Genomic DNA, 13,555 nt, shown 5'->3' with positions numbered 1-13,555 from the left:
TTATGATTGTTTTTAGGAGCTGATTCCTGCTATCCGCTATATCTTTTTAGGCAGAAACTTTACGGTTTAATAAGCTCTTTTTCGTTTGCCTAAAAAGGATGCCGCTGCTATCAGGGCTAGGGCTTTGGTTTTCATAATTACGTTTACGGTTTTCCGTAAAATCCTTATACTAAAAAAATATATTTTTACTAAAACTTCCATTAAAATTATTCTAATATGAATCAAGAATATAAACTATATAGAATTTCTCAATTACTTTCTCGCTTTAGAGAACAAGTTAAAATACTAAACACAAATAGTGAATTTAGTATAAATATTCATGCAGAGAATATTTTAATTAAAGTTCTCAACAAAATATATGATTGTAATTTGGAAAATGTAAATTATGTTGAAGGTAAAACTTATCCAAGCATTGATTTAAGAGATAAAAAGAAAAAAATTGCCTTTCAAATTACATCTACCGCCAACTTAGAAAAAATAAAAAGCACATTATCTAAATTTATCGAAAATGATTTCCATAAAAAATTTGATAATGTATATATCTATGTTATCACTGAAAAATTAAAGAAATATGATCAAATAAAAATCAATCAAGTTGTTGATGGTAAATTGACATTTAATGTAAAAAACATACTTGATAGAACTGATTTATATATTGAATTAAATAAACAAAATAATCTTAACAAGATTAATTCTGTTTGTGATTTGATGGAAGAGCAATTTGCAGACAACAAATTTGAACTTGACAAATGGAATTTATATTGTAAAGGTTTAAATGAATATGATGATTACATTCATAATTATTATAAATTTTTAGATATCAAAGGCTTTTCTCCTAAGATTAATAATACACTTGTAAAAATCAATTTAGAAAACATTTATGTACCATTAAAATTAAAAATTGAAAATGAAATCTTAGAAGATAATACGTTCAAAAGAGATGAAAAAAATTTAATATATACTTTAGAAAAAGCACTAGAGGATTTTAGTAAATTAGTAATTCTAGGCGATCCAGGTTCTGGTAAATCAACAATATTAAAACATTTAGCATATAATATATGCTCAAATCGATCAATTAACAGTCAATTAAGCGATCTTGTACCAGTAATTATTAAAGGTAGCGAGTTTGCTAAATTTGTATCAACAACTTCAAAAAATCTTTCAGAGTATATTATTAACCAGATAGATAAAAAATACGAATTACTTTTTACTGAAAAACTAGAAAAAAAAGATCTTCTAGTTTTAGTAGATGGAATTGATGAAATAAATATAACAAGTCTTCGCCATGACGTAGTAAATCGCATAAATTCTTTCATAGCCCAATATCCTGACATAAAAATTATTGTATCTTCTAGAATTGTTGGATATAAGGAAACCCGATTAAATGGATATTTTACCCATCTTGAAGTAATTAAATTTGAAAAAGAACAAATTAATCAATTTATTAAAAATTGGTATTTATCGATAGAATCAAATTTAAACATTGATTTGGATAAGGTAAATCAAAATACTGAAAGACTTTTTGATTCAATCAAACAAAACACATCAGTTTTGAATATGGCAAGCAATCCTCTCCTTGTAACTATTATAACTCTTATTCATTATCAAGGTGGAATGCTACCAGAAAGGAGAGCTTCACTTTATGACATTGCTACATCAACCTTTTTAGAAAATTGGGTTCGCCAAAGAGAATCAAAAAGAAATTCAAATTTTGACAAAGAGACACTTATTGCTATTCTTGCGCCAATTTCTTACTATATACATCAAAATTTCACAACAGGTCTTATTTCAGAAATAGAGTTAAAAACTCTTTTTCAAAAAGAATACAGAAACATTTTTCCATTCCAAAAGCCAAGAGAAGAAGCAATTGATTTAAAAGAAATTATTGACTTTCTCAGAGAAGATGCTGGTTTTTTATTTGAAAAAGGAGTTAATGAAAATGGTGAATCAATGTTCGGATTTGTCCATCAGACATTTCAAGAATATTTTACAGCAATTGAATTTAAAACACGATGGAAAGAAGGGCAATTTAAAGACAATTTAGCCGAATATGTTTTTAATCCTAATTGGAGTGAAGTAATTAAATTAACTGCTTCCCTATTTAAATTTAGCGAGCAAAGTCGTTTAGGAAGGCAATATACCACCGATTTTATCAAAGATATACTGCACATTGAAGATCTTTTACCTGAAATGTACAGACCTCTTGATTTCATTCTTCAAATTCTTAAAGACGATACCGAAATTGAATTTTCTTTTTTCATTCAAATAATAGATAAAATATTTAATGAAATTTTCATTCATGAAGAAGCAGAGCATTATGATAGAGACCTATATTTATTTGACTATGCTATTCAGATGCTAATAGAAACTAAAACTTATCAAACTTATATTGTTGAACGTATAATTAAAGAAATTACTGACACTAAAGTATCCAGCATTTTAAGGTATAATTTGATACAAATTTTAATGCAAAAATCAGAAGTCCCAATTGTACGAGAAGAATTAATAAAGATTTTAAACTCAAAAAATGAAAATTTAAAACAAATCCTCTTTGAATATAATGTTGTTATGCCTGTTGCGGACATTGTATTTTCGAAAGAATTTCGGTTTGAAATTGTAAAATATATAAATAGCGATAAATTTATTAACAGTTACGATGGCCGTTTCCCAACTCAATACAGTTGTGCCTTTGAAAATGTAAAAAAAAGTAACTTTAAATCATATTTAGAGATAAAATCTAATACAGAGTATTTAAAAGAACAATTGCTTTCAATACGACTAATTGAAAATGAAAAAATGCGACTCGATTTTATCAATTATAATGTTTTTTCAATTGGCATGAGCAATATTGATCGATTAAAAGAGTTTACTGATTCCTTAAAAGATGAATATAATGGAATTCAATTACCCAGAATAGAAAATAGAATTAAAGAACTCGAAGAATTTAAATCTTATGATTTAAACGAATATGAAATAGTAAAATTTAAATCAACAAAAATATTCATTAAAAAAGATAAATCCGAAAATTTTGCATTCATTAAAGATAATAAAGTTGAATTCATCCGTTTTCCTTTCAATCACGATAATCTTAAAAAATACTTTTTTGGTGAAACAGAATCTTACATTAAGTTTCTAAATTTATTAATTCCAAATATACTAAATCCAAAAAATAAATTTTCTATAACTAATTTAGAAACACTTTTGAATTTTATTAAATTTCAAGATACTATACACTGGCATACAGATATTGATACTGGAGTTTTTTTAAATTTCGCACTAACAAATCTTTTTAGCTCACAACATACTAAAACTCTTATTCACTGGATAAAAGAAGAAAAGAATATAAAATATAAAAGATTTGAATTATCCGAAGATTTTAATAGACAAAAATTCTTCTCCGAAGTTTTAGCGTCAGACCTACATTTATTTGAGAAGCTCTACTTACTTCATCTAACTGGTGAAAAATCAGATTACGAACACCTTTTAATACCTACAATTGAAAGCATCAAAAAAACAAAATCACAAAAGAAAAAAAATGAAATTAGAAGAGTATTATATGATGTTCTTTAAAAAATGTATAAATGATTTCAATTGGTAAAGTGTTGCTCCCCACTTCACGAAGTCTTCAACCAAAAAGCTACGCAAATGTCTCTGACTTTGCGTTTTTTTTTGTTTCCTATAAATCCGAAAACCACTCAAAATTCTCCCGACTTTTTGCGAATCGTTCTAAATAATTATTTTTATAAGGACGAGTGATGTAAAGTCAGTCCCGAAAGCTTTCGGGATTGCGCAGCACAGAATAAAACAAATCAAATTAGTGTTCTAGGGAAACTTTACACAAATCATCCAATAACTCCATTTCATCTTCTGGCAATAACTGCAAGGCAATTTCAAGCAAAGTCATTACATTGACATTATTGTCTTTTGTAAAACTCGACAAACCGTTTGCATCAGGATTAAGCAAAATAATACTTGCTTTTAGCAAATCTGAAACCATTAGATTTACTTCGTTATAAGAAGATACTTTTAGCGGTATTGTAAACGAGTTGGTTTCTTTTGGCACTGGTTTTAGTTTGCTGAAATATTTTCCTTTATTTATTAATTCTAACAATTCTTCGGCTCTTTCTTTATTTTGTGTTTCCATTTTTATATAAGATTTAATTTACAATTTTAAACAAATATATAAAATATCGGTTGAAAACAATCGATTTTTAACAATCATACCAAAACAATCTATTACTTGTAATTTCATTTCTATGAAAAGAGAAAGAAAAAGTGAAATTCCAGAAGTTGTAAAAGAACTGGGAATTAAGATAAAAGATGTGATTGAGGATAATAAATTAAAGACAAGAGAAGTTGCCCATGACGCTGAGATGGATGTGGAAAATTTAAGAAAATACCTTAAAGGTTCACAAGAAATGAAAGTAAGCACTTTGTTTAAAATTGCTCAAGCTTTAAAAATTCACCCAAGCGAATTAATTAAGGATTTGTAATATTTTGTTGTTGCTTTATTGCTAAATTATTTTTTCGTATTGAGACGTATATGCCTAATTCTCTCATACATCTTAGCACAGTTGTATGTGATAAAAAATACCCTGATTTTTGTAGTTCTATAACAATACGATGGCAACCATAAGTTTCTTTAGAAGCAGAAAAAATAGACTTAATTTCATTTTTTAAGTTTATACGCCATTTTTGAGTTTCTGTAAGCAAACCTCGTTTCCATGTGCGGTAGGTACCTCTATTTACATCTAATGTTCTGCACATTAATTTTATTGAATATTTTTTTTCATTTTCTGCCATAAAATGAAAAATGAAAGGTTTTCCGAGGAAAATATATTTACTGGCATTTCTAATGATTTCAAACTTTAAATCCACATCTTTAATTTGTTTTTCAAGATCGTAAATTTTCTTCTCTTCAGAAGTTAAAGTTAGATTGCCATATCCAGGAAAACATCCTGTTCCATATTTTTTATACTCTTTTCGCCAAAGAGAAAGAAGATTTTTATCTATTTGCAAATCTCTTGCCGTTTGAGCCGAATTTCGATTTTCATAACTTAAGAAGACTGCCTTTAATTTGAAATCGCGGTCATAATTTGCTCTGGTCTTTTTCATAAATTATAATTATTAAATTCCTCGATTGTCTTGTAATTAAGGCTGGAATGTATTCTTTTTTTATTATACCAGTTTTCTATATATTCAAGTATAACGATTTTCAATTCACCTGTTGTTAGTAATCTCTTCTGTTTATAAATTACTTCTCTCTTTAAAGTATTAAAAAAACTTTCCATAACAGCATTATCTAAACTGTCTGCTGTTCTGTTCATACTAGGTTTGCAATTATATTCAGCTAATTTATTAGTAAACAATTTACTCGCATACTGAGATCCTTTATCAGAATGGAATATTAATCCGTCTCTAATAGGACGATTAATTATTGCTTTTTCAAAAGCAGGTAAAGTTGTAACCTTAGTAGAAAGTTCACAACTCAAATGCCATCCTACTATTTTTCTATCATACAAATCCATAACAACAGTGAGATATGAAAACCTTCTCTTTATTTGAATATAAGTAATATCTGAAACCCAAACTTTACAAGGTTCATCTACTTTAAACTGTCTTTTTAATAAGTTGGAAGCAATACATAAATTATGCTTTGAATCAGTTGTAACTTTGAATTTCTTTTTTACTTTACTCCTCAAACCAAGCTCTTTCATCCAAAACGATACCTGTGCTTCAGAAATTTTAAATCCTCGATTATTAAGTTCTCTTGTAATTAATATAACTCCTTTATACTGCTTGAATTCAAAAAATATAGAATCTATTTCTTTTTTAAGCAGATTAACGCGGATTTCTCTTTTTGAAAAAGGTTGTTTTGTCCATAAATAATAGGTTGAATGTGAAGCTCCTAAGACCTCAAACATTGTATATAAAGGATATTTATCTCTATTCTGATGTATGAAATTACAAATTACATGTTTGCCTTGATTCATATATTTAAGACCTTTCTCTAGTATTTCTAACCGCAGTTGAGAATCTGCAAGCTTTTTCTCTAATTCATAGATTTGCTTGTTTTCGTAATATACTCTTTTAATACCTACTCCTAGAAAACTCCCTTTACCAAACTTTAGGTAAGCGCTACGCCATTTAGAAAGCATTTTAGGATTAATGCCTAATTCTTCTGCAGTTTCTGAAACGGTCTTTCTTATATAGCTTAATAGAACTGCATTCTCTTTGAAGATTGGGTCGTAATGTCTAACATTTTCATTCATATTAAGAAGTTTTATTATTAATTTCATTTATACACAAAAAAAAATAACAATCTAATTTACAACAAATTAGAACACAATCTTCATAGAAACCTATTAGCGCGGATTTGCAATCCGTGCCCGCAACAGCAAGACACAATACAAATAATTTAAAAAGCAAATCTTTGTGGGCACGAATTGCAAATCCGCGCTATCTGGATTAGAAATAACGAATTATTTTTAAGTAATTGTAAACAATCGATTGTATACAACCGAATTTAAAACTTATACAAAATATCTTATATTTGAAAAAACTAAACCTATCCAAAATGAATAAGCTAATCAAACTAAATCTTGTTGGAGTGATTTTATTTCTTACTTCTTGTACTTCAATGTCTCCACTTCAAGTACATAACACACTTCCGACTTTAACCAAATCAAAATATATTACACAAGCAGAAATAGAAACAAGTAATTGCAAACCAATAACAAAAAACAGAAGCTATGTAGCTCCCATTGGAATGACTCCAAAAAACGATTTGACAAATGCCGCTAAAGGAATCGATGAATGGGTTAAAATTGATGGCGGAAATGCCTATGTTTTAAGAAATTTTATTTGGGTTAATATTGACCAAGATACAAGTCAACTTCATGTTGATTTTGATACTTTGTTGTGTGAGTAAAATTGCACAAGCTTTAAAAATTAACCCGATAGCGCGGATTATATTTGTTTTAATTTCATAAACCGTACTTCTAAATTTTAATTAAATACTTTTCAATTGAAAAAAATAATTATTGTTCTGTTTATTATAATATTTTCATCCTGCAAAGAAAATAATGAAAATGAAAAACTAATGTATAACCAACTTATACTCTATCGCGATGAATTAAAAACAAATTCATTAGCTATAGATCAAGCAATAAACTTTCAATTAGAAAAGGAGAAAACACTGAAAAACATCTTAAAAGAAAGAAAAAGAATTTTACTCGAATTTGAAAAATCTTTTGAGAAATTAAAATTTAAAGAAAGAGATAAGATAGTTAAACTCCGTGATTCATTTAATAATAAATATAAATTGTACCTGCATTTCGACACTTCAAATTATGACATTAATGTATCGGACACAATTTTTAACAGATTAATGGAAATTGACTTTTATCGCATAAAAACTAGCTTTCAAAGTAGATATTTATTAAGACATGGATGTATTTAACATGTCACCTGTTAGCGCGGATTTTCAATCTTTGCCCTAAACGCTATACAAATTCCAATAAAAAAAAACTTCAATGACCAAATCCAAATTTAAACTGATTATACTTATCGTGGTAGTTCTTTTCATTTCGTATAAGGTAATTTCGTTTTTTTCTACTTTTCATTTTTATGCTGCGGGAACATATCCTTACGCGGAAACCTATTATATTAAATGCCCTGAAAAGAAAATTCTTGATGCTCTGGAAAAAATGAATCTTACAAATCTTGATTTAAAAGATCAGGATACTACCGACTATTGGCACAACATTTATTTTGATTTATATGGCAAAAGAATAGAAGCTTGGACAAGACCTTCTGTCGATGACGGAACAGACTTCGCTCTCGTGGCGGTACACGAAAGCAGAAAAACAGGCTGGCAGTTGGTTAATCAGGAATTAGGTTTATTTAAAAATATAATGGTGAAAAGAGAATTTGAAAAGGAAATAGTAAATAAACTTAAAGCTGAATTAGAAAAATAAAATGTTATACAGATTTTTTCTTTTCACCCGATAGCGCTGATTTGCAATCTGTGCCCGCAACAGCAAGACACAATACAAATAATTTAAAAAGCCAATCTTTGTGGGCACGGATTGCAAATCCATGCTTTTACGAGAGTATTAATAAACTTTAAGTATATTTAATTTGTATAATAGTAATCTTTTACTTACTTTTATAATTCTATTCAGAATAAAAACAATTCAATTCCATTAAAAGATTAGCGCCAATACTACTTCAGGTGCAAAAATGAATCTTCCAAAATAAAAATTTAATTCTCCATTTGCTTCATAGAAATTCTATATCCAAACTGAATTAGGAAGCATTTCAATTGTATTAACTTTAATATCAATAAAAATGAAAAGAATTATTTTTTTACTCGTAGCTGTTTCTGCAAATGCTTTATTTGTGAGTTGTTCAAAAGAACAAGATTCCAAAGATTCGAATTCTGCAAAAGAAAAGGTTGAGATTCCTTTAACTGATTATGGTTTTTATCATAATGAAGCTTTAGATTTATACTATAAAAAATATAAAGGAATTGATGGAAAAACAACTGGTTTAATAATAGACGAAATGTTGGCTGAGCTTAAAGTAAAATATCCTGAACAATTCAAAAATATGGATACAAATGAGGTAAAGCTTGCATTTCAGGACATTGATCCAAAAAAATTTGACATTTATTCTTTTTGGAATTCAAAAAAAGAAGAATTATATACTTCCAATAAAGTATCAAAACGTTTAGGAAGTTTAGTTGACAATATAATTGAAAATGATATGAATTATGACCAATGTATGGTTGCGATTGAAGATTTCAAAAAAGTCAATTATTTATCGAAAACAAATAATCCCCTAACAGTAAATGAGCAAAATGAATTATTAGTATTTGAAAATGTTTTGAAAAGTTCAAATCAATATTGGACTTCTAAAAGTAATTCAACAAAAAAGACAAATAACCAACCAGGATCAAAAGCAATTATTGCTGACACAATGGGAGCTTTAATGTTTGTTTACAGTGGTCCAATGTCATTAATCGCTGGAGGGATTTGTTCACTATTTGTTAATGAAGCTATCCCTTATGAAGCTGTTCCATACGAAGAAGAATTTACAAATCCTTAAGAAATAAAAACTAGCACAATGATAAATATAGAGTTAAATAAAACTGTAGAAATGTTAGAAAAATTCAATTATAAATACAAATTGAGAAACAGTATTATTACTGTAACTCTTGAATTTTCTCAAAATGTGGTAATTGATTTATCAAATCCTTCAAAAATTATTATTTTGGATCGTCTTGAAAATTGGAATTTTTTAACAGGCTGTATCAAAATGAGTTTAAAAAATGCGATTCTGTATAATTTTATCCTGCTTTTATTCTTCGGTTTTTTATGCCAATATTTACAATTTACGGGAAACTCATTAACCAATTTGTTTTTAACTTTCATGGGATGGATATTGTTATTTTCCACATATTATTTAATTAAACTTGAAGGTTTTAAATTACAACTCAAAACAATTATAAAGTAATTTTCTCTCGGTTGGCGCGAGCGTCCTGCTCGTGCTAGCAGAGAACAATATGGAATTTTTTTGCGGAGCTACTTGCGAAGATTTCTCCTTACGTCGAAATGACAATACTGTGTGGTTACTACGCGGATAAACTGGCGAGAAACAAATCGCAAAAAACCAACCTTCATTAAATCAGTATTTTAGTAAGAATTTTATATATTTGGTCAACCACCAAAAACAAATTTACTATCTAAAACCACTATTAATGAAAGGACTTATCAAAATCGGCCGTTTATTTTACGGTATTGGCATCATTGCTCTAGGAGTACATCAGCTTATTATTAAAGATTTTCGATCTGAAATTTTATCTCCTTTTCCCGCTTGGGCGCATCAATATTCTATTTTTTCTATCCTTACGGGAATTGTTTTAATATTGGCAGGAATTATTATTTCGGGAATTGTTACCATTAAATTTATCGATACTAGAAAAGTCTGTCTTTATTTAGGTTTTGCTTTTCTTGCTGCTTTTGTTGTTTCGCATCTTCCGTTTATTTTCGTTTTTAATACCGATAAAACCAACGCCACACAAATCTGGATCAATGCTATTGAGGAACTAACGTATAGCGGCGGAGCGTTTGTATTGGCGGGTTCTTATAGTGCTAATAAAAGCGAAAGCAAATTCGACAAATTTCTAGAAAAACTTATCCCTGTTGGGCGAATTTTCTATTCGCTTTTAATGCTTTTGTTTGGTTTAAGCCATTTTCTTTTTGCTGAGTTTGTATCTACAATGGTTCCGAAATGGTTACCAGGAACTATGTTTTGGACTTATTTTGTAGGTGTTGCGCTTATTTGTTCGGGCATTTCGATTATTTTCAAACTTTGGATAAAACCTATTTCGCTTCTTTTGGCTTTAATGCTTTTACTTTTTGTACTTTTCTTCCATATTCAAGATGCTGTTGCAAACCCAACTGTTGGTGGCGGAAATGAAATTGTACGCGCCATTATTGCATTACTTTTCTGCGGCATTGCATTGGTAATTGCATTAACAAACGATTCTAAAAAAGAGCTTTTGGCTTCAGAAGCAATTTAAACTCAAATAATAAAAAAAACATCCCGCAAAGAGATCTTCTTTTTGGGATGTTTTTTATTTAAAGCAAAAATTAGTTTACACCTCTTGTACTTTAAGAATCTCTAGTTTCAGATTCCCTTTTTTAGCAGGCCATTCGATAATATCGCCTTCTTTGTAGCCTACCATTGCAATTCCTTGCATCTGAATTTATTAGGAAATTCACCAAACCTTATTTATCTTATTATAACATAAAAAAAACTTTTACTGGCTGTCGGTTTGTTTCAACTTGATTTATTTTATAAAAAAGTAAGAAATTACTTTTATTACTAATTATAAATCAAACCTTTAACCATGAAACAAACAATCAGAAAAAAAATTATCAAAGCATTATTTTTCTCATTTTCACTGATCTTTCTTTCCTGTTCGAAAGATTTTGAAGCAGAAAATTTGCAAAATGCCCAACAAGAACATTTCGTAGGATCGGCATTAGCGAAAGAAATAGCGTCGGAGATTCTGTTTAAAACAGATGCAAATTCTCAGACCTCCAAAAGCAACTCTTTAGCTTCTAAAAAGAAAATCGAAAGCATTACTGAAGTTAAAAATGATCTAGGAAAAATAGTATTCTATATCATTAATTACAAAGAGGGAGGCTATATACTCTTGTCGGCAGACAATAGAGAACAACCCGTTTTAGCCTTTTCAGAAGACAGTGAATTTGTTTTAGATACAGATTCTAATTCTTTTGGATTTACGCTTTGGATAAGTAATGTTAAAAAACAAATTACAGGTATTCAAAATTCCACCGCTCAACAAACAGAAGAAAAAAAGTTGCAATGGCGACAAGTTAAGAATATGTTTGCTAATTACAATTTATTTGCAAAAGTACCTCTAGACCAATGTACTGAATATACTACAACAGTAACTAAAGGCCCATATTTACAATCCACTTGGTGGCAACAAGGTGGGTATAACAGTGCATTAAAATATATATCATGTGGAGGTGCCGACTTTCAAATATTTGCTGGTTGTGTACCTATTGCTATGGCACAAGTTATGAGATATTATCAATATCCCACTAATTACATTTGGTCACAAATGCCTTTGGATAAAGCGACACCTACAACTGCAAATTTTATAGCAGATATACATAATGCAATTCAAAGTGAATCTCCTGGACAACCTATGTCTGATTGTTCTGGCACAGGAGTCATTTATTATAAAGATATGGGAGCTGTTTTAAAAAATAAATTTCAATATAATTCTGCTATTAAGGCTGATTACAATTATTTGACTGTGAAAGCAAATTTAAATGAAGGAAAACCTATTTTATTAAGTGGCTTTGGAAATTATGGTGGGCATATGTGGGTTTGTGATGGATATAGTGCTTCAACGATTTATAATACGGATTGTACAGGAACAAGTGTACTATATTTTCATATGAATTGGGGATGGGAAAATGGTAAAAACAATGGCTATTATGCATTTAGTAATTTTAATCCTGGTGTATATACTTTTAATGAAAACATCCAAATGATTTATAATATAAAACCTTAATACCATGAAAAAGCTATTCATTATTCTAACCATTTTTACTTTTCTTGCATGTAATAGTAATGACGACAATAGAGAATTGAAACCAAAGGAATCTATTAATACTTCTATTGACTTTTCAGTTTTTAATGCTCAAGGCGAAGATCTGCTTGATTCAAAAAACGCAAATCACATAGATAGCGATAAAATAAAGTTATTTTACGTAATCAATGGAAATACTAAAGAACTTGTACACAATCCTAAAAATCAACTAATTTATGTACGCAGGGACAATAATATTAATGCATGCATTATGAGAGTCGTGATGAATGACATTGAAAAGGTAAAAAAGTCAATTACCTATATTCAATGGAACGAAAAAGAAACAGACACAATTGAGGCTACTTATGTAAGAGGCAAAAACTATATTTTTCCTAAAGAGGTTTGGGTAAATGGCGCTTTAATTTCTAATGATGTAAAATATGGTGAAACTGCTTATGTTGTCTTGACAAAGTAGGAATTAATTAATTCGCAAAAAGGTTCTTGATGGAAGTTTTACATTCTCAGTTAGTTAAAAACGATCTTCATATAGACCATTTGTTAAGCGACAAATCTTTATTTTTAAACAAAAATCCCAAAAGAGTTTTTCTTTTGGGATTGTTACTAAACTTAAATCGAAAACAAAACGTATTAAACTTATTCTTCTACTTTAAGAATCTCTAGTTTCAGATTCCCTTTTTTAGCAGGCCATTCGATAATATCGCCTTCTTTGTAGCCTACCATTGCAATTCCTTCGTCTGAAAGAACAGAAATTTTGTTTTTGCTTACTTTTACATTTTCTGGACCAACTAAAAGAATTGTTTTTTCTTCATTTTTATTGTGGTCTTTGTAAGTAACTTTTCGGTTTATCGAAACAATATCTTTGGGCAAGTTTTTTCGCAATACTTGAGAAGCATTTTTTAATTGATTCAATAACAATTCTTCTTCCTCTATTGTTACTTTTTTTCTTCTAATATGGTCTTTAATTAAATCGTATGTTCCTGTTGTTAAAATTATATTTTGTGACATGACTTTCTTGTTTACTTCAATTTAAGTAAAGGCATGATACAACTCTATTACCAAATACCACATAAAGTGATAACTCAGTATTATCATATCCTGAAAAATTGAAGATTAAATAAATAGATTAAAATCGTAAAAGATTCCCCTGCCTAGAGTTGTGACAGGGTAAAAGAAATAAACTCTTTTGAACTTTTTAAGAAAGTATCGTCATGCAAATACAGCAATGTGCACATTAAGCACATCAAAGAGCTGTTTATTAAATAAAAATTTGCAGTGATCATTATAATATCAAATTATTTTAGCAATATACGCCTTTTTTATCTTACAAAAAAATAAAGAGCCTAGAGAACTCGCTTTTGAACTTCTAGTGCAGTTCTAAAGAATAGACAAAATAAT

At 28.9% G+C, this 13,555-nt stretch carries 14 protein-coding genes; 10 read left to right on the top strand and 4 right to left on the bottom strand.

Translation table 11 applies throughout. The features are described from left to right. Positions 1 to 216 precede the first annotated feature (216 nt). Complete coding sequence (locus tag AC1Q5Z_RS01425; RefSeq protein ID WP_492443506.1) at positions 217 to 3,570, top strand: SMEK domain-containing protein; 3,354 nt, start codon at positions 217 to 219, stop codon at positions 3,568 to 3,570. Positions 3,571 to 3,814: 244 nt separating this feature from the next. Here AC1Q5Z_RS01425 and AC1Q5Z_RS01420 read toward each other — a convergent pair whose 3' ends face one another. Further along, positions 3,815 to 4,144: a hypothetical protein gene (locus tag AC1Q5Z_RS01420; protein ID WP_492443504.1), complete on the bottom strand. Its 330-nt coding sequence runs from the start codon at positions 4,142 to 4,144 to the stop codon at positions 3,815 to 3,817. Between the two features lie 112 nt (positions 4,145 to 4,256). Here AC1Q5Z_RS01420 and AC1Q5Z_RS01415 point away from each other — a divergent pair, with 112 nt between their 5' ends. Further along, on the top strand, positions 4,257 to 4,493 hold the full coding sequence (locus tag AC1Q5Z_RS01415; protein ID WP_198856927.1) for a helix-turn-helix domain-containing protein: 237 nt from the start codon (positions 4,257 to 4,259) through the stop codon (positions 4,491 to 4,493). Here AC1Q5Z_RS01415 and AC1Q5Z_RS01410 read toward each other — a convergent pair. Both AC1Q5Z_RS01410 and AC1Q5Z_RS01405 read right to left on the bottom strand, forming a co-directional pair. Further along, positions 4,480 to 5,115, bottom strand: a complete 636-nt coding sequence (locus AC1Q5Z_RS01410; RefSeq protein ID WP_492443501.1) for a transposase — start codon at positions 5,113 to 5,115, stop codon at positions 4,480 to 4,482. The genes AC1Q5Z_RS01415 and AC1Q5Z_RS01410 overlap by 14 nt on opposite strands. Continuing rightward, positions 5,112 to 6,272 carry an IS3 family transposase gene (locus AC1Q5Z_RS01405; RefSeq protein WP_492443499.1) on the bottom strand — a complete coding sequence of 387 codons (1,161 nt, stop codon included), beginning with the start codon at positions 6,270 to 6,272 and terminating at the stop codon, positions 5,112 to 5,114. Before AC1Q5Z_RS01405 ends, AC1Q5Z_RS01410 begins: the two co-directional genes overlap by 4 nt. A gap of 305 nt (positions 6,273 to 6,577) precedes the next feature. Here AC1Q5Z_RS01405 and AC1Q5Z_RS01400 point away from each other — a divergent pair, with 305 nt between their 5' ends. The 8 genes from AC1Q5Z_RS01400 (at position 6,578) to AC1Q5Z_RS01365 (ending at position 12,614) form a co-directional block, all read left to right on the top strand. Then, positions 6,578 to 6,931 carry a hypothetical protein gene (locus AC1Q5Z_RS01400; RefSeq protein WP_492443497.1) on the top strand — a complete coding sequence of 118 codons (354 nt, stop codon included), beginning with the start codon at positions 6,578 to 6,580 and terminating at the stop codon, positions 6,929 to 6,931. A 96-nt stretch (positions 6,932 to 7,027) separates the two neighbouring features. Then, positions 7,028 to 7,462 (top strand): hypothetical protein, encoded by a 435-nt coding sequence (locus AC1Q5Z_RS01395; protein ID WP_492443495.1) that lies wholly within the window; start codon positions 7,028 to 7,030, stop codon positions 7,460 to 7,462. A gap of 73 nt (positions 7,463 to 7,535) precedes the next feature. Then, on the top strand, positions 7,536 to 7,979 hold the full coding sequence (locus AC1Q5Z_RS01390) for a hypothetical protein (protein WP_492443493.1): 444 nt from the start codon (positions 7,536 to 7,538) through the stop codon (positions 7,977 to 7,979). Between the two features lie 373 nt (positions 7,980 to 8,352). Then, on the top strand, positions 8,353 to 9,111 hold the full coding sequence (locus AC1Q5Z_RS01385; RefSeq protein ID WP_343588432.1) for a hypothetical protein: 759 nt from the start codon (positions 8,353 to 8,355) through the stop codon (positions 9,109 to 9,111). A gap of 18 nt (positions 9,112 to 9,129) precedes the next feature. Continuing rightward, positions 9,130 to 9,519, top strand: a complete 390-nt coding sequence (locus AC1Q5Z_RS01380) for a hypothetical protein (protein ID WP_343588433.1) — start codon at positions 9,130 to 9,132, stop codon at positions 9,517 to 9,519. Positions 9,520 to 9,763: 244 nt separating this feature from the next. After that, complete coding sequence (locus AC1Q5Z_RS01375; RefSeq protein ID WP_492443490.1) at positions 9,764 to 10,588, top strand: DoxX family membrane protein; 825 nt, start codon at positions 9,764 to 9,766, stop codon at positions 10,586 to 10,588. 330 nt (positions 10,589 to 10,918) lie between these two features. Next, entirely contained in the window at positions 10,919 to 12,121 is a 1,203-nt protein-coding gene (locus tag AC1Q5Z_RS01370; RefSeq protein WP_492443488.1) for a C10 family peptidase, read from the top strand. Between the two features lie 4 nt (positions 12,122 to 12,125). Further along, positions 12,126 to 12,614, top strand: a complete 489-nt coding sequence (locus AC1Q5Z_RS01365) for a hypothetical protein (RefSeq protein ID WP_492443486.1) — start codon at positions 12,126 to 12,128, stop codon at positions 12,612 to 12,614. Positions 12,615 to 12,793: 179 nt separating this feature from the next. Here the strand turns inward: AC1Q5Z_RS01365 and AC1Q5Z_RS01360 are convergent, their stop codons facing one another. Beyond that, positions 12,794 to 13,165, bottom strand: a complete 372-nt coding sequence (locus AC1Q5Z_RS01360; RefSeq protein ID WP_492443484.1) for a GreA/GreB family elongation factor — start codon at positions 13,163 to 13,165, stop codon at positions 12,794 to 12,796. Between the last annotated feature and the right edge of the window lie 390 nt (positions 13,166 to 13,555).

It is taken from the genome of Flavobacterium sp. GW823-FHT06G12 (genome assembly GCF_058794775.1).
Note: the sequence above shows the minus strand (reverse complement) of the source record. Positions and strands in the feature narration are given on the sequence as shown.